Below are 17,580 nucleotides of genomic sequence, written 5' to 3'. Positions count from 1 at the left end.
CCTTACATACTCATCAAGGTATCAAGCATTTCATCTACAGTACTGAGATACTTGGCGGCGGCTTCATAACCGGTTTGATACTGAGTTAACAGCAGCATCTCTTCATCAATAGAGACACCAGCAATAGCATCACGCATGTTCTGCATCTGGACCAGGGCATCTTCAGCACTGGCCAAAGTCAGATCATTCTGACTGACTTCCAACCCGACATCTGCCGCAATTTTGGCGTAATACTCGGTGAAGGTGCTCGTACCATTGACCAAAGTTTGGCTTTGCAGGGCGACCATATTCAAAGTATTGCTGTTATCGCCCGGCTGATGATCCGGACTGGCAATAGTTCCAGCGGCAACCTGAGAGGTCGTGGTCAAATTCATGCTCAAGGTGGAAGCCGCCCCACTCCAGGGATCAGAACCGGTACTGCTATAACTGAAGAAATCAACGCCGGAGTCGCCGTTAGCATCGACACCGCCGGTGTGGACACCGTTAACGGCTTCGGCCAATTCATAAGCGAGCAAATCGAGGTCATCTTTGAGCGCGGGGATATAATTATCACGCAAATCAAGCAAACCATGAATTTCCCCGCCGAAGTCCGTACTGTCTAAGGATGTTGTCATGCTGCCGTTGGTCAAGGTAAATTGCAATGATCCGGACATTCCACTCGTAGAAATGGTGCTGACAACGTCAGCAGTTACCAGAGGCAGTCCGCTTGCTAACTGTACAGACACCATGCCGTTGGCTTCCTCATAGTAAGTAATGCCCGCTGATTCTGAGACCTCCTGTAACAATAATTCGCGCTGATCACGCAACGCATTTGATGAGATTCCGGTCGATTCTGCGGAGGCAATCTGGACATTCAGATCGGCAAGCTCTTCGAGTTGTCGATTCAGATTCACCATGTTTCCTTCCAAACTTTCATCGATCCCCTGCATTGCCTCATCCAGATCGCTGACCATCCCTTGGAAATTATTGGCCAGCATCTCTCCCATCTGCATGACTTGTTGACGCTGCAAATCACCAGAAGGATCGGTGCTGAGCTCCTGCCAGGCATCAAAAAATTCATCGATGTCGTTAGCAATACTGCTATCGTCAATGCCGACAATGCGCTCCACCTCAGCCAGGGGGATGGTTTTGGCTTCGGATTCACCATAATCAGCATTTTTACTGATCAGCTGTTTCGTCACAAAGCTATTCCCTTCACGGGTGATATTGCTCACCACTGTTCCCTGACCGATCATCTGTCCGTTAAACTGCAACGTCGGTGTCGAACTCAGTTCCAGGGTCTGCTTCGAATAGCCGAGCGTGTTTGCATTAGCGACATTGTTCCCGCTGACTTCGATGCCTTTCTGATTACTGGAGAGCCCGGTGCTGCCAATATTCAACGCTGAACTGAGACCACTCATAGTTAGATTCTCCCCGTTAACAGCAGACCAGACGGCGTCGATTGGAGACTGTTACCGAAACAGCCATAACTCGTCGGTGTCAATTGCCGGGTACAGTTATGCATCGCCTGTCGCAAATAATTAAGACAGGTGTAGAGCAGCTGGGCATTCCGCCGATTTTCATCACGGAGACGCCCGGCAACCTGTTTTTGTTCGACACTGCACTGACCATCTAACGCTCTAATCTCATCGATTAGCTGCTTCTTTTCTTGCTGTATCTGCTGCAGGCCAGCAATTTTCATTGTGCAAGCAAAGCATCGTTCTTGCATGATCAACTTCTCCAATTGCATCAGATTCTGGGTTAGATCCTGTTCCATGGTTCAAGCTCCTACTCTCTTTTATTACCGGATGAGACTAATCACTTCCTGCAACATTTCATCAGTCGTCGTGATAACCTTCGAGGAAGCGGAATAACCATTTTGAATCGTGATCAGATCGACAAACTCTGCGGCCAAATCGACATTCGACAACTCCAGGCTGTTGGTGTAGATATACCCCTGAGATGCGCCAGAGGTACCAACACTGGGTTCACCAGAACTGGATGTTTCTGCATACAAACTCCCCCCTTCTTTACTTAGTCCGCTGGCATTTGTAAACGTTGCCAGAGTCAACATAGCGACATCGATGCTGGCACCATTTGAATAGCTGGCAGTGACGGTTCCACTATTGTCGATGTTGACTTGGACAACCTCCCCAGGAGCATATCCATCCTGGCTCTGTGAGATGACGACCGAATTACTGCTGTACTGAGTCGTATTAAAGGTCATATCAATCTGCTGGGTGGCATCCGAACCGTTATTCCAAACCAACGAACCCGCAGTCGTTACCGCCGTTGAGCCGGTGACAAGATTGCCGGAGCTATCGAAGCTCAAAGTGCCGCTGCCGATTTCCGTCAGGGCATCCACACCGGCAACGGAAGTATCCAATTCAGAGCTATCGACTGCGGTGTGCCACTCCCAACTTTGATCTGCAGTCATAGAAAAGTATGTGGTTGCGAGATGCGTATTCCCCAGGGAATCGTAGATCTGAGTCGAGGTGGAATAGTTGGAGGTGCTATCCGGATCACTGATATCAAAGGGACCGACCACGGATGAATCTGCATCCAGATTGGTCGTCAATGTTAATGAACCGGTTTGTTGAGCTGGGATCTGATTATTAATATTCACCTGAATATCGCTTGGATCTCCACCAACTAGTTCATCGTTGGCATCAAATGACTTCCCTTGCACCCGATATCCTTCGGAATTGACCAGATAGCCATCGGCATCAAAACTCAGAGAACCGTTGCGCGTATAGAGAGTTTCGCTCGAATCGGCTTCACTGACCATAAAAAACCCGTCCCCTTCAATCGCCAAATCAGTAGAATTAGAGGTACTTTGGAACGAACCTTGACTGAAACTGGTCTGAACCGTTGCAATTTGCGTCCCCCGTCCCACTTGCGAATCACCACTGGCGCTGGAAATGCTGGCGGATAACACATCGGAAAAAAGGGTGCTGCTCGATTTAAAACCGATCGTATTGCTGTTAGAGATATTGTTGCCGGTTACGCTCATTGCTTCAGAATTAGCCTGCAAACCACTAATTCCAGTATAAAGTGTGCTTGTAAGTCCCATCTATTCCTCCGATGCCTGTGGTTAAACAGCTTCAGGCGACAGCAGCGCTGTCAATATTGGTAAAAACGTTTTGTTCCAACTGTTCTTGACCGGCGACAGTGATCACCCGTCGATTGACGATGCTGACTAACATTGCCAGTTGATCCAGCAGCACCAGAGACAGCTTGCCTCCTTTGCGGCTAAGAGCACCCACGGCTTTTTCCAGTCGATCGAGTTCCTGTTCAGAAAGGTCCAATTGCCGTTGTTCCAGCCGTTGTCGGGCATGCCAGGAAAAACTCACTTCGATATTGTTGTGCAATGCGGCCCCTTTCATAATGACACCACCGAAGAGACACCACTGATCGGGATATCGCCGGCGTCAGTCACAAGGATACTGCCGGAAGAATCGAGCTCCACCTCATCAACCCGGACCTTGATCATCGATTGACTGTCAAGTGTTTGTCCGGCAGAGTTGTAAGCTTCAATATCCAGATGATAGGTTCCTTTGGCTAATGGTTCTCCTGCACTGTTGCAGCCGTCCCAGGGAACAAAGTTGTTGCCTTCCTGCAAGTTATTCAAAGAGAAGCTGGCAACAGTCTTGCCATCATCATCGACAATATTCAGATTGGCAGCGGTTGCAGATTGCGCCAGGTTTAAGCCAATTTCCAGGTCCTCCCCCTGCAAGTAAAAACTATCGCTGGCGACGATCACTTCCTGTCCCAGAAGAGAATAAGCTTCCGACCTTTCACTGCTACTTTGCGCAGCGATCAAAGTGTCCAGCTTGTCATTCGTACTGGTCTGTGCCTCCAACGAACTGAATTGTGCTAACTGAGCGATAAACTCGGTATTGTCCTGAGGATCAAGGGGATCCTGATTTTCCAGCTGGGCCACCAGCAGAGTCAAAAAGTCCTCTTCGCCAAGGCTATTGCTGCCAGTGATGGAACTGCTGTAGGTGCTGATGCTGCTGCTGTCGCTAACACTGCTGACTGACATAGGTGTTTTCTCCAGATAAAGTTTAGTCTGAGCTTGAACTGAGAGCCGAAATTTCGGATAAATAACTTGATTGGGTTTCCATTTCAGACATCAGGGTTTCCATCGCGGTAAATTGGGCGCGAAGATACTCCTCCCGCGTTTCCAAGCGGATTTCCATAAGCTCGATCCGACTGTTAAGCCGATCAATATTGGCGTCATTGGAATCTTTACGACGGGCGGAAATACCATCATCGCTGTCGGTTTCGGAATCGAGATATGCGTACATGAGATCGGCAATACCATCAGTTTCGTCATCGCCGGCAAATAGTGCGAGAACCCCATCCATATCGGTGGCTAGAGCAGCATCAAGGGTTTCACTGTCGACACTGATTAAGCCAGTGGTGTAATCGGTTGAAAAGCCAAGCTCAACCAGGTTACTGAAACTTTCAGAACCAGAGACATTCGTCGTCAAAAAATTCTGTAATTTCCGCTTGGCGCCGACAATCCCTGAATCATTCGCCCAACTGTTCCCTTCTTCATCATCAATCCACTGAACAATCGCATTAAAAGAACTGACGAAAGAACTGATTGAAGAGCTAAGCTTGCTGGTATCAGTTGCTACCGTTAAAGTGACTTCGGAACCAATTTCCGCATCGAAAAGCTCTATCGACAGACCGGGAATGGCCGAGTCCAACGTGTTGCTGTTACTATAAATGTCAACATTGTCGACAATCACGTGAGCCTGTGAGGCACTATAGGTGTGTCCGTTGCTAAGGGTATCAATTGCAATACTCCCGGTGCCCAGAACTTCAATCGCTTGCCCCGCTTCCTCGCCGCGCAACGTCAACCGATAACCCGACTCGGTTCCGTCATTAATAATTGCGGCGCGCAAACCGGTGTCGGCTTCGTTAATCATCTCACTGAGTTCTTCAAGGGTAACGTCGGTGTAATCGATGCTGTTCTCGCCAATCGTCAGGGTTCCGCTGAGCAGTTCACTATCACTATCGGCAAACCCTTCAGCACTGACATCTTTCTGACTTTCAGCAAGACTCAACACTTCAACATGATAGGTTCCTGCCATGGCCGAGTTGCTGGCCGTCGCCATCAACAGAGAGCTGTCACCGGAAGTGGCGGAATAGTTGGCCAGGCTGTCAAGTGAATCCATTGACGAGGCCGAATCTCGCAAATTTGCAAGCAACGTATCGAATTCTGCATAAGCTTCCGTTTCAAGTTCAAAATACTCGATGTCGGTTTCCAACAGCTCAAGCGGTTGACGTTCTACCTCCATTAGAGATGTAACGATCGAGTCGGTATCTAAGCCTGAAGCCAGACCGCTGAAAGTTATTGAGCTCATAACTGACTCCTCATTGAAAAAGATTCTTGATTGGCGGGAACCATCTCCCTTTGCTGATGATCTTTTCGGGTTCTTCGGGGCAGTTTTATATTGTGAAAACGTTGTGAAAACGTTGCGATATGAGAGGTTTATTTACATTTAGTTACTCATTAGAATGACGACTGCTGAAGTTATTGGTGGAATGATGTGAAAACTGTAAACGCAAAAAAGGGCCACTCCTGACTGGAATAGCCCTTTTTGCATCTGACAGATGGCAAAGGTATTAAATAAAATGTTGTGGTGGATAAATTCTGTTTTGGTTGCACTCAGTCAACAGGGAACAACAGTTATTCAGAATAACCCTCAACCAATAAGTAACCCGCTCCACGGATGGTTTTCAAATAGCGCGGATGAAGTGAGTCATCACCAATTTTCTGCCGTATACGTGACACATAGATATCGATAGAACGATCAAAGCCGTTATATTCAGAATTGTAAAGCGCTTGGTGAATTTCTTCCCGGCTGACAATGTTTTTAGCCTTTTCAGCCAAGCACCAGAGCAGATCAAATTCACGCGTCGTCAACGGGATGATTGCCCCGGAACACAGGACTTCACGCCGAGCGGAATCAACAATCAGCTCGCCCAATTGAACTGTTTTTTTCTCTTGGACTCGATATTTTTCAGAACGACGCAAACACGCTCTGAGTTTTACCAGCAGATAATTTTTCGACTGTGGCTTAAGGAGAAAGTCATCTGCACCCATTTCCAGCCCCATAATTTGGACAATTTCATCTGTTTTCGCAGTCAATACCAGAATGGGTCCATCATAACAGGTGCGCAGTGTCTGACAGATTGAGATGCCTTCAATCGAAGGATAATCAAGATCGATCATCACCGCCGTTGGCTCCAATGTCTCGAGAAGTTCGATTTCAAAATCCTGACAGGCTCGATTATAGACATAGTACCCTTCAGCTTCTAAACCATTAACAACGGAGGCGCTCATATGATGATCTGTCATGAGCAATATTTTTTTGGTTTTTATTTCACCCATATCGTTCCCGACTATCATTGAGTCCCTTCTAAGTGACAAAAAATAGAATCCTCACATTGCGATTCATCGTCTGTAGAGTCATTAATCTTTGTGCGATTTTTGTAACAATTGATCTTTATCATGTAATTAATAATGATGTACTTCGGTTTATTGAGCACTGCAGTAGAGATGGAACAAAGGTTTTTTAACCTTCAAATTTGCAGGAAATGTGGCAGAAATGTGAAAGTTTCTAATTAATTACAAGAGAAAAGCCTTGTTTATATGGACTTAAGCAGTTACATAGATAGTACTTTACAAGTTTGCTAGACGATAGCGGATAGAAATGACTTATTGATGACGACAAATGTGCTTTCATTCAGATTCAGCCGCAAACACCAAAGACCTGGAAGCGAAGAGGTCCCTGTTGGCAGCAGAAAACAGGAAAAACTTTCATCTTTGGGTGAAACCCGTTATTGTAAAAGATCAATATATTCCATTGAGGTCATCGATAAAATCGATTTACTTTTATCAAATAAGGCCCCTTAAGAGAGAAATATATGCATATCATCATTGCCGCAGATCAACCCGATTCCTGCCTGATGCTGGAAAAAACTCTAGTCAGTTCCGGACACCAGGTCACGAGAACCTTCCACGGCAAAGATGCTTTAAAAAAGGCCTTGAACGATCCACCAGAGATCATTATTTCCAATGTTTCAATGCCCGACATGGACGGCTTTCAATTTTGTTATTCGGTCAAAAGTGAGGAGCGCCTGCGGAACATCCCGTTTGTATTTTACACCACAACAGATTTTGACCAGGAAGATGAACGCTTGGCGATGGCTCTGGGAGCTGCGCGTTACATTGTCAAGCCGGTTGAGCTGTCTGCATTTCTACAAGATATCAAGGCGGTAATCACTGAGGTTGAAAATGGCACATTGCTAGGTTCTGATCCGATGCTGGATGAACCTCCGGGGCTGTTGCAAAGATGTAACCGGCGATTGACAAAAAAACTGACTGCGAAAGTTTGCGAACTGGAGAGCTATAAAGATATCTTCCGGCAGGTGGAAGATCCCATCTGCATCATTTCACCGACGGGTGATATTCTGGAAAGTAACTTTGCCCATAAGAAACTTTACAACAACCTCAAATGTCAGTCCGCGGGAGATTCTCTTACCAGCTGTCTCAATGCCGAGGAGCTGTCATCATTACTGAATCAAGTGTTACAAGGGAGCACCTATCAGCAGGCCATTGAACTGACTCTGCAGCATGATGAAGTTCTCCATGTTGTGATGTCGGCGTCTGGCATTCGGGACGCAACCGGACAGGTGACAACCATCATCCTGATTTCCCGGGATCAAACCGAACTACATCAAAGAGACAGTCAACTCCATCGCTTTCACAATATGGTCGATCAGTCCAATGACGCTTACTTTATCATTGATGCTGCAAACGGAAACATTCGAGATGTTAACAAAAGAGCTTGTACACGTTATGGCTACAGTCATGAGGAGATGACCCAACAAACAATTCTTAAACTGAATCCGACCTATCAGCAACTTGAAAACTGGCTGCAACGGGTTCACGTCATGACAGTCAATGAGACCATTGTTTTTGAGACAATCCATAAGGCCAAAAGCGGAGAAGTCTTTCCTGTCGAAATAAGTCATCAAACCGTTGTCGATGAAGAGAGTCATTACATTATTGCTGTTGCCCGTGATATCAGCGAACGCAAAGCGGCTGAAGAGCAAGAGCGGAAGTCACAACGCTTGTGGAAAAGAACCTTTGATTCAATCTCTGACATTATCACGATCCAGGACCTTGAGCACAGGATCACTCAGTGCAATAGTGCGACCGCCGAAACATTTAACCTGCAACCAGAGGAGTGTATCGGCAAGCACTGTTACGAACTGTTCACCGGTTCTGACACCCCATGTCCAAAGTGTCCAGCCGGCAACGCTGTGAAAAATCTGGAGCCCTATTCTGAGGAGATCTTTCATGCCAAACTAGGGAAAACCTTCAGCATCAATGTTTCCCCTATCTTTGATGACAACGGCACAATCACCGGAATTTCTCACTTTGCAAAGGACATTACTGAACAAAAGAAACTGGCGGAACAACTGCGTCAAGCCCAGAAGATGGAATCCATCGGCACCTTGGCTGGGGGAATCGCTCATGACTTCAACAATATTCTCAGTGCCATTATGGGCTATACTCAACTGGCGCAGCTGCACATTCCGCAGAACTCCAAAGCGCTTGAGGCCTTGAACCAAGTCATCGCGGGGGGACAGCGAGCAACGGAGCTGGTAAAACAGATCCTCAGTTTCAGCCGTAAGACAGGCCATCAAATGGCTCCAGTGACGGTACAGGATGTCATCAGCGAGGCGCTGAAACTACTGCGTCCCTCGCTCCCGGCCACCATTGATATCAGGCTGAACATTGATCAGGATTGTCCGCCTATCTTCGCCAATGAAGGACAAATCCACCAGATTATTATGAATCTTTGCACCAACGCCTACCATGCGATGCGTGAGCAAAAATCCGGGATTCTAGAGATGTCTCTGCAGAAAACAAACCTCTCCCCAGAGATCGCCATCCCCCACTTTAACTTATCCTCTGGTCAGTATCTTCTGTTCACTATCCGCGACACCGGAACTGGGATGGACGAAGCCACTCTAGGAAAAATCTTCGATCCTTACTTCACCACCAAAAAAGCCGGCGAGGGGACTGGACTGGGGCTCGCCGTTGCCAATGGAATCATTCATAGTTTTGGCGGCTATATTGCGGTTGACAGCAAACCCGACCAAGGGTCCTGCTTCAAGATCTACCTTCCCGTCTCCAAAGAGCTCCCGGCAGCAGAGAAAAAAACGACCCTGTTGAGTAATCCCAGCGGCACAGAGACGATTCTCGTTGTCGACGATGAAGAGTCGATTTCCAGCCTCATCAAGAACATGCTTGAACGTTATGGCTATCAAGTGACCAGCACCTCTTCCAGCTCTGAAGCCTTGATGATTTTCGCCCGAGACCCGGGACTATTTGATCTGGTTATCACCGATTACACGATGCCACAGATGAATGGTATCGATCTAGCGACTGAACTCTTTAAAATATGTCCAGATTTACCAATTTTACTTTGTACCGGTTTCAGTGACATTAACAGCACTGAGAAAGCCCTGGAAATTGGCATCAAATCCTGCATCAATAAACCCATGCAAGCAGACCAGCTGGCCCTTTCAGTTCGCCAGCTTCTAGACAGAATGCCCGAAAAAAAAGAGAATCATTGAATAATTTCAGCACCCCCGCAAACATCGCCAGCGCTTTCTTGAGATTATCGCAGTGAATTATTTGACGAACTCCGCTGAAAGTCAGTATCATGGCGACTTATCTCTTTTCGGGAGGGTCGATCGTGCTACGCACGTTTATTTTTTATCTCTATTTTTTTCCAGTGACTCTGATTTTTAGCTTTATTGCCCTGTTTATATCGCTATTCAGCCAGAACAAAACCCATTCTTTTGTCCGTTTCTGGGGCCGAAGCTGTTTAATCTTTGCCGGGCTCAAAATCCAGACACGCGGGACTGAAAATATCGTTCTCGATAGCCCGGCAATCTATGTTTCTAATCACCAGAGCAATTTTGATATCCCCATCATCTATGCCGGATTGCCAGTCCAGTTTCGTTGGATGGCCAAGCAGGAACTGTTTCGCGTCCCATTTTTTGGTCTGGCAATGAAACGCAGTGGCATCATCGCGATTGACCGCTCTAACCGACGCACCACAATCCACAGCATCAGCGCCGCAGCGCGAAGGATCAAAGAAGGCACTTCAGTGGTTATTTTTCCTGAAGGGACACGGACCCCGGATGGTCAGCTACAAGAGTTTAAAAAAGGGGCTCTGTTGCTTGCAACCAAAGCGCAGGTGCCCGTTGTCCCGATTGCCATTCATGGTAGCTATCAAATTCAACCCAAAGATCGTTGGCTGGTCAAAGGGGGACCTTTACACATTGAGGTTCTGCCACCGATATCGACGACGGGACTGAAAAGCAGCGATCTGGATGCTTTGACGCAGAAGGTTCGGCAACAGATCGCCCAGAGCCTTGAAGGAGCAAAGACAAATGGCTGACAAGTCCCCCGATAAAATCCAGTTACTCCCCTTTGGCGGACTTGGGGAGATTGGCATGAATATGCTGGGGATCGAGTATGCAGGGAAGATTCTGTTGATCGATTGCGGCCTCATGTTTCCTGAGGCCTATATGTTTGGCATTGATCTGGTGCTGCCAGATGTCAGCGCCCTGGAAGATCGTCGCGACGATATCGTCGGGCTGGTGTTAACTCACGGCCATGAAGATCATATCGGTGCGATCCCATTTCTGTGGGAGCAATTGGGAGAGCCGGTCATTTATGCAACTTGCTTGACCCTTGGTTTGCTGCGTAACAAATTGAAAGAATTTGAGCTAGATCATCGCGTCGAATTAGTCCAGATAAAACCACGTGAAAAGATTGACCTGCCCCCCTTTCAGGTTGAACCCTATCGTGCCGCCCATTCAATTGTTGATGGTGTGGGACTCGCCATCCGCACCCCCGCCGGTCTCATCATTCATACCGGGGATTTCAAAATCGACCAAACTCCCGTCGATGGTGAAAATACGGATCTAGCTCGGCTGGCAGAGCTTGGTGAAGAGGGTGTCCTCTTGTTGCTGGCCGATTCGACCAATGTCGAGAATGAAGGCTACACACTGTCGGAAAAAACGGTCGGAAAAGTCCTCGAGGAGATCATTCCCCAATGTCCGCAACGGGTCATTGTTGCGACCTTTTCATCCAATATCCACCGGATTCAACAAATTGCTGATGCGGCAAAACTTGCTGGGCGGAAAATACTGATCAACGGCCGCAGCATGGTCAGTAATGTCGACATTGCCCGGCAACTCGGCTACCTGACGATTGCAGAGGAGCAGTTTATCACTCTCCGCGCCATGCGAGACTTCCCTCCAGAGCAGGTTTTGATCATCACTACCGGGAGCCAGGGAGAACCTTTAAGTGCCCTGATGCGAATAGCTCTGGGTGACCACAAACAGATTGAATTGGAAGCGGGCGACAGCGTCATCCTGTCATCAAAATTTATCCCCGGAAATGAAAAAGCGATTAGCGATCTGATTAACAATCTTTATCGTCGTGGTGCTGAGGTGTTTTATGAAAAGACCAGTGAAATCCATGTCTCTGGGCATGCGAGCCGCGAAGAGTTGAAGTTGGTTCACAACTTGGTCAAGCCCCAATATTTTGTCCCGGTCCACGGGGAATATCGTCATCTGGTCAAACATAAACAACTGGCTATCGAAATGGGTCTGGCCGAAAAAAACACTCTGGTTTTAGAAAACGGGCAAAAGCTTTCAGTGGGGACAGCAGGGCTTAAGCTTGAGGAACCCTTTGAAACCGGTCGGGTGTTTGTCGATGGCAAAGGGGTTGGTGATGTCGGGAGAATGGAGATCCGGGACCGCAGACACCTCGCCAACCACGGTGTCGTGATCCTGCTACTGGCAATTAATCAGTCAACTGGGAAAATTGTCCATGGCCCCGAAATTTTTACGAAAGGATTTGTCCCCGAGGACAATCAGAGCAGCGAAGCTTTGCTTGCCGATGCCAAGCAGGCCGTCTGCGATTTGCTCAATGAACATAGTCAGGAGATGCTCAGTGATTGGGAAGAGTTGCGGGTTGAAGTACGCAAGGTCCTGCGCCGTTGTTTTAACAAACAAATTGCCCGTCGTCCGCTGATATTGCCTTTGATCATGCAACTTTGAGCGTAAAAAGACCAACTGCGAACGACAGATAACCTCAGGCATGATTGTTTACTGGTCGATTATTCAATAATCAGGTATTCTCATCCGACTTATTGGAAATCCATAAACATGATCCGGCATTATTTATCAGTAAAAATGAAATCGTCCTCCCCTGACGTGAATCCTGCTCAGAGAGAGACTGTTTCTACAAATTGAAAAGATTAAAGCTCATGAGTAAAGCGACTCCAGAAATTCCCACCGAAAACCGTATGCGTAAAGAAATTCTCGGACTCATCTGGCTGGCACTGGGAATTTTTCTCCTGATTTGCCTTGGCAGCTACAGTAATGATGATCCTTCATTCAACAACAATCTCAATCCTGATCGCATTAATAATCTGGTAGGTGTCTTCGGCGCTCACCTCTCAGATCTTCTTTATCAGGCTTTTGGTCTGACCGCACTTCTCTGGCCACTGGGGTGCCTGAACCTGGCCTGGCGTTGGTTGAAGTTTCGTGAAGTCCATCTACGCACTGTCAGACTCACCGCTTTTTTCCTCTTACAGGTCACGCTCGGTGGGTTGTTAGCTCTGGAATTCACCTCTGTGCCACTTTTTGGCAGCCAGATCAATGAAGCGGGTGGTGCAATCGGCCGCGTTCTCGTGCAGCTCCTGTCGCGTTATCTCAATATTGGTGGGGCCGCTATTGTTCTGGTCGTTTTCTTTCTGGTTTCGTTGATTCTTTCAACCCGTTTTTCACTGGTCCTTTTCTTTGATGGGATTCTCGAACGGTTCGGTCGACGATTGGATCAGCGACGTGAAAGCCGCAAGTCACGCAAAGAGCTACAGAAGAAAGAAAAACACACCTTGGAGATTCACGCCCCGGCCATTGTTCAACCAGAACCCCAAAAGCATCTGGAGATAAAACCGAAAAAAGGGAAGAAGCAAAAAAAGGCCAGCGACGAAGAGAATCAGGTCGCATTCTCTTTTCTGGAGCCTAGTGGAACTTACCATATGCCGGTCTCCTCACTGTTAAACCATGATGGTGAAGATCCCAAACCGATTGACCGTGACAGTTTAACCATGGCAGCACGGATGCTGGAGAAAAAACTGCTCGATTTCGGGGTTGAAGGTGATGTGGTTGAGGTCAAACCCGGCCCGGTTGTCACCATGTATGAATTTGCTCCGGCTCCCGGAGTCAAAGTCAATAAGATCTCCAACCTGCAAGACGACTTGGCGATGGCACTTCAAGCCGTTTCTATCCGCATTGTCGCCCCAATCCCCGGACGCGGTGTTGTTGGCATTGAAATCCCCAACAAGGATCGTGAGATCGTTTACCTGAAAGAGATTATCGAAGCTGATGCCTTCCAGAAAAACAGTGGGAAACTTCCAATGGCTCTTGGCAAGGATATTTTTGGCCAAGTGGTCGTCTCTGACCTGGCTAAAATGCCTCACCTGCTCGTTGCAGGGTCAACAGGGAGCGGGAAATCGGTATCCATCAATACCATCATTTTGTCACTTCTCTACCGTGCGGCTCCTGAAGATGTGCGGCTGATCATGATTGATCCGAAGATGCTGGAATTGTCAATCTACGAGGGGATTCCCCACCTCCTGCTCCCCGTCGTTACCAATCCGAAAAAAGCATCTCTGGCTCTCGCCTGGGCAGTCAGGGAGATGGAACGCCGCTATCAATTGATGGCTGACAAAGGGGTCCGCAACCTTGACGGTTACAACCGCAAGTTAGCGAAAGAGTCAAAAGAGGCAGAAAACCTGCCACCAGAGCCAGAACCAGCAGAAGATTTTCTCGATATCGACGCTGAACTCCCTGCGTTTAGCGAGCCGGAAGCAGAGCTTGAGCATGGTCACTTGCCCTATATCGTCGTTATTGTTGATGAACTTGCCGACCTGATGATGGTCGCAGGGCGTGAAGTTGAAGAATCCATTGCCCGGTTGGCACAGATGGCCCGTGCAGCTGGTATCCATCTCATCCTCGCCACCCAGCGCCCTAGTGTTGACGTTATCACCGGCTTAATCAAAGCAAACTTTCCAACCCGCATCTCGTTCAAAGTTTTTTCCCGCACCGATTCCCGAACCATTCTCGACTCCATGGGGGCTGAAACCTTGCTGGGGATGGGCGATATGCTTTTCCTCCCGCCTGGTGTCGGTTACCTGCAACGGGTCCACGGCGCTTTTGTCTCCGAGCTTGAAGTTCAACGGGTGGTTGACTTTCTCTCCAAACAAGGCCAACCAAGCTACGATAAATCCATCCTCAAGGCCCCCCCGACTGCGGCAGCTGATGGTTTGGAAGAAGAAGACTATGACGAACGCTGGGATGAGGCGGTAAAACTGGTCACAGATAGCCGTCAAGCATCCATCTCCATGGTGCAGCGCCGGTTACGGGTTGGCTACAACCGTGCCGCGCGGATGATCGAACGGATGGAACAAGAAGGCATTGTTGGACCATCCGATGGCAGCGGTAAACCTCGTGAAGTTCTTGCCAATAAAATTGAATAACTCCTCATTCCGCTGAAATCAAGACTAAAAAACTCCGCTATTCCAGATGGCTAGATACATTTTTTTATATTTTTTTTATTGCGCCCGTCCACGTTTTATCATACCTTTCCAACCACCATTACGTTTACTATTTAATATATAGAGGTTTTTTAATCTATCTGCCAGACCTTCCTATCAGTGAAGGTTATTTTCTATTATTATTTTTGAATTCACGGGAGCAAACAACATGAAGAAGGTGTCACAAAAACTGATATTTTGTTTTATGACTCTGGTTTTGATCGGCGCTGGATCCGTCAGCGCAGAGGATCATTCCGATTTTTTTGAAGGTCCATTCAACAGCGGACCGGAAGTCACCAAGGCCTGTCTCGAATGTCATGAGGATGCAGCAACTCAAGTCATGGGGACGACGCACTGGACTTGGGAGTCTGAGCAAATTATCGACGGTAAAAAAGTATTACGTGGCAAAAAAAACGTGATGAACAATTTCTGTGTTTCGGTGCCCTCCAATGAACCACGTTGTACTAGCTGTCACGTTGGTTACGGTTGGAAAGATGCAAACTTCGACTTTTCTGATCAATCTAGAGTTGATTGTCTGGTTTGTCACGATACCACTGGAACCTATGTCAAATCTGCTGCAGGAGCTGGCAATCCGGCTGGTTATACCGGTAATGCAAAGTTCGATAAAAATCCGGTCGATCTGCTTAAAGTCGCACAAAACGTCGGTGTCCCAGAGCGCGATGATTGTTTAGTCTGCCACGCCTATGGCGGCGGGGGTAATAATGTCAAACATGGTGATATCGGCAGAGCTTTAATCGAACCGACGAAAGATGTCGATTTCCACATGGGCACAGACAGCCTCGATTTTTCTTGTCAGGAATGTCACACGACAGAAGAACATAATATCGCTGGTGGATCACTTATCGTTTCCCCGAATAATACCAGCAAGGTCACCTGTGAACAGTGCCACGACAACAGTCCACACAATGAATCCATCCTCAATCAACACAGTGCCAAAGTTGCTTGTCAAACTTGCCACATTCCATTTTACGCCAAGGTTGACGGCACTAAAATGACGTGGGACTGGTCTCAATCAGCGCAACGCACCAAAGAAAACATGGAAGAAATTGAGCACGGCCATAAAGTATTCATTGCCAAAAAAGGGCGTTTTACCTACGAACAAAATGTGGTGCCGGAATATCGATGGTACAACGGTACTGCCGATGCATATAACTTTGGTGACAAAATGGATCCAAATGTCGTGACCGCTCTGAATGAACCACTGGGTGACATCAATGATGTCAACGCCAAGATCATGCCTTTCAAAGTCCATCGTGGCAAGCAGGTCTACGACACGACCAACAACTACTTCATTACTCCAAAAGTTTGGGGACCAAAGGGTGATAAAGAAGCCTATTGGAACAATTTCTTGAAAAAAGATCCTCAGGAAGCATGGAAAGTTGCCTCCGCCGCCGGGATGAAAGCGACTGGCCTCGACTTCAGTGGTAATATCGGATTTGCTCCGACAGAAACCTACTGGTCAATCAACCATATGGTTGCTTCAGCCGACAAAGCGTTAGAATGCCTTGACTGTCATGGTGACAGCGGTCGCCTCAACTGGACTGAGCTTGGCTATAAAGGCGATCCTCTAGGCAAATAACTCCAGCAAAAGACTGATCTAATTAAGCTAGAGCCGCCAATCGACAGATCGGCTCACACGAACACCAGGACCAAAAACCATAAGGCCTCCAAAGTCTCAGCACTTTGGGGGCTTTATGGTTTTCACTTGACAACGGTTACCGTCCCCATGTTCAATTGTTTTAAAATCAATAGATCTTGAACATTTGAATTATTATGAACGTAATACTCAGTTCTAGAGGATGTTATGCCCAGAAAACCCATTTTACAGGATGAACAGATCATCTATAACAGCATGAAGGCTATTCGCACGATTCCGCAGACGAAAATCGAATTCATGCTCCAAAAAGTTGGTGGACCTTTTGCCGGAACCTTTCGCCTTTCCGGGGCTTGGGGAAACAAATACTATTATCTTAAAGTCATTCCCAAGCTAACCCCAACCCTGACGGATCTGGTCATTCACCAAATAAAAACATCTCCTGCGCCAGATCATTCCAGTCCTTTACTGGTCAGTCATTATATTTCTCCGCAAATGGCAGCACTGTTGAAACAGCAAGGGATTGAATATGCCGATGGTGCCGGCAATCTGTATCTGAACCAGATGCCACTCTATATTGAGATCGGTGGTCAAAAGCACCCGAAAAAACCTGCTGGAGCAGACCGTATTTTCCGCACCACCGGGTTAAAGCTGATCTATTTGTTATTACGCAATCCGCAAGCGATCAATGCCACCTATCGTACCCTTGCCGATGATGCCGGAATCGCCCTGGGAGCCATCGGCGATCTATTTAGCGAACTGGAAAAGCGGGGCAATCTATCGGTCGATGACAAGGGGAAAAGAATATTAAATGCAGGTGAAGAACTATTACAGCGCTGGCAGCTGGGTTATTTGGAGACCTTACGCCCCAAACTGTTCTTGCAACGGTGTCAATTACCCGCAGGGTACGACATCAACCAGATCGTCGAACAGTTACAACAAATGGCTATCGGGAAGGAGGTTCTAATCGGCGGAGAATTGGGAGCGGCGATCTTAAGCAGTAAATTTCAGCCACAAAGCGCCGTTCTTTACATACAGGCAGAACAACTCTTGAAGCTGATGCTACAATTACATCTAACCCCCGACCCTGATGGACAGATTACCTTATTACAACCTTTCGGCAATCAATGTCACTGGGGAGGTTGGCAGCCGGATGGGATCACCCTCGCCGACCCACTACTGACCTTTGCTGAACTCTGTGGCAGCGCAACGGATCAGGTCGCTGATAAGCTTTATCACCAGTATTTAACCCCCAGATTGGGCTATTGA

At 47.6% G+C, this 17,580-nt stretch carries 13 protein-coding genes; 6 read left to right on the top strand and 7 right to left on the bottom strand.

All coding sequences use genetic code 11. The features are described 5' to 3' along the window. Positions 1–2: 2 nt before the first annotated feature. The 7 genes from flgK to BLU87_RS01815 form a co-directional block, all read right to left on the bottom strand. Positions 3–1,400 carry a flagellar hook-associated protein FlgK gene (gene flgK, locus BLU87_RS01845; RefSeq protein WP_092344226.1) on the bottom strand — a complete coding sequence of 466 codons (1,398 nt, stop codon included), beginning with the start codon at positions 1,398–1,400 and terminating at the stop codon, positions 3–5. Between the two features lie 2 nt (positions 1,401–1,402). Then, positions 1,403–1,756, bottom strand: a complete 354-nt coding sequence (locus BLU87_RS01840) for a hypothetical protein (RefSeq protein WP_092344225.1) — start codon at positions 1,754–1,756, stop codon at positions 1,403–1,405. Between the two features lie 24 nt (positions 1,757–1,780). Then, a complete protein-coding gene (locus BLU87_RS01835) occupies positions 1,781–3,052 on the bottom strand; it encodes a flagellar hook protein FlgE (protein ID WP_092344224.1) in 1,272 nt (423 codons plus the stop codon). A gap of 31 nt (positions 3,053–3,083) precedes the next feature. Then, on the bottom strand, positions 3,084–3,365 hold the full coding sequence (locus tag BLU87_RS01830; RefSeq protein ID WP_092344223.1) for a hypothetical protein: 282 nt from the start codon (positions 3,363–3,365) through the stop codon (positions 3,084–3,086). Then, entirely contained in the window at positions 3,362–4,024 is a 663-nt protein-coding gene (locus BLU87_RS01825) for a flagellar hook assembly protein FlgD (protein ID WP_092344222.1), read from the bottom strand. Before BLU87_RS01825 ends, BLU87_RS01830 begins: the two co-directional genes overlap by 4 nt. A 22-nt stretch (positions 4,025–4,046) precedes the next feature. Beyond that, the gene (gene fliD / locus BLU87_RS01820) at positions 4,047–5,357 is read right to left on the bottom strand and encodes a flagellar filament capping protein FliD (RefSeq protein ID WP_092344221.1); all 1,311 of its coding nucleotides are present in this window, start codon (positions 5,355–5,357) and stop codon (positions 4,047–4,049) included. Positions 5,358–5,683: 326 nt separating this feature from the next. Further along, a complete protein-coding gene (locus BLU87_RS01815; protein WP_092344220.1) occupies positions 5,684–6,406 on the bottom strand; it encodes a winged helix-turn-helix domain-containing protein in 723 nt (240 codons plus the stop codon). A 518-nt stretch (positions 6,407–6,924) separates the two neighbouring features. Between BLU87_RS01815 and BLU87_RS01805 the strand changes: the two genes are divergently transcribed. The 6 genes from BLU87_RS01805 (at position 6,925) to BLU87_RS01780 (ending at position 17,580) form a co-directional block, all read left to right on the top strand. Then, positions 6,925–9,648 (top strand): response regulator, encoded by a 2,724-nt coding sequence (locus tag BLU87_RS01805; protein ID WP_092344218.1) that lies wholly within the window; start codon positions 6,925–6,927, stop codon positions 9,646–9,648. A 122-nt stretch (positions 9,649–9,770) separates the two neighbouring features. Continuing rightward, the gene (locus BLU87_RS01800; protein WP_175498237.1) at positions 9,771–10,481 is read left to right on the top strand and encodes a lysophospholipid acyltransferase family protein; all 711 of its coding nucleotides are present in this window, start codon (positions 9,771–9,773) and stop codon (positions 10,479–10,481) included. After that, positions 10,474–12,153 carry a ribonuclease J gene (locus BLU87_RS01795; RefSeq protein ID WP_092344216.1) on the top strand — a complete coding sequence of 560 codons (1,680 nt, stop codon included), beginning with the start codon at positions 10,474–10,476 and terminating at the stop codon, positions 12,151–12,153. The genes BLU87_RS01800 and BLU87_RS01795 overlap by 8 nt, the downstream gene beginning before the upstream one ends. A gap of 209 nt (positions 12,154–12,362) precedes the next feature. Next, entirely contained in the window at positions 12,363–14,639 is a 2,277-nt protein-coding gene (locus BLU87_RS01790; protein WP_092344215.1) for a DNA translocase FtsK, read from the top strand. A 262-nt stretch (positions 14,640–14,901) separates the two neighbouring features. Then, a complete protein-coding gene (locus tag BLU87_RS01785; RefSeq protein WP_425429682.1) occupies positions 14,902–16,296 on the top strand; it encodes a tetrathionate reductase family octaheme c-type cytochrome in 1,395 nt (464 codons plus the stop codon). A 225-nt stretch (positions 16,297–16,521) separates the two neighbouring features. Further along, complete coding sequence (locus tag BLU87_RS01780) at positions 16,522–17,580, top strand: type IV toxin-antitoxin system AbiEi family antitoxin (RefSeq protein ID WP_092344213.1); 1,059 nt, start codon at positions 16,522–16,524, stop codon at positions 17,578–17,580.

Source organism: Desulfuromusa kysingii (assembly GCF_900107645.1).
Lineage (GTDB): Bacteria > Desulfobacterota > Desulfuromonadia > Desulfuromonadales > Geopsychrobacteraceae > Desulfuromusa > Desulfuromusa kysingii.
Note: the sequence above shows the minus strand (reverse complement) of the source record. Positions and strands in the feature narration are given on the sequence as shown.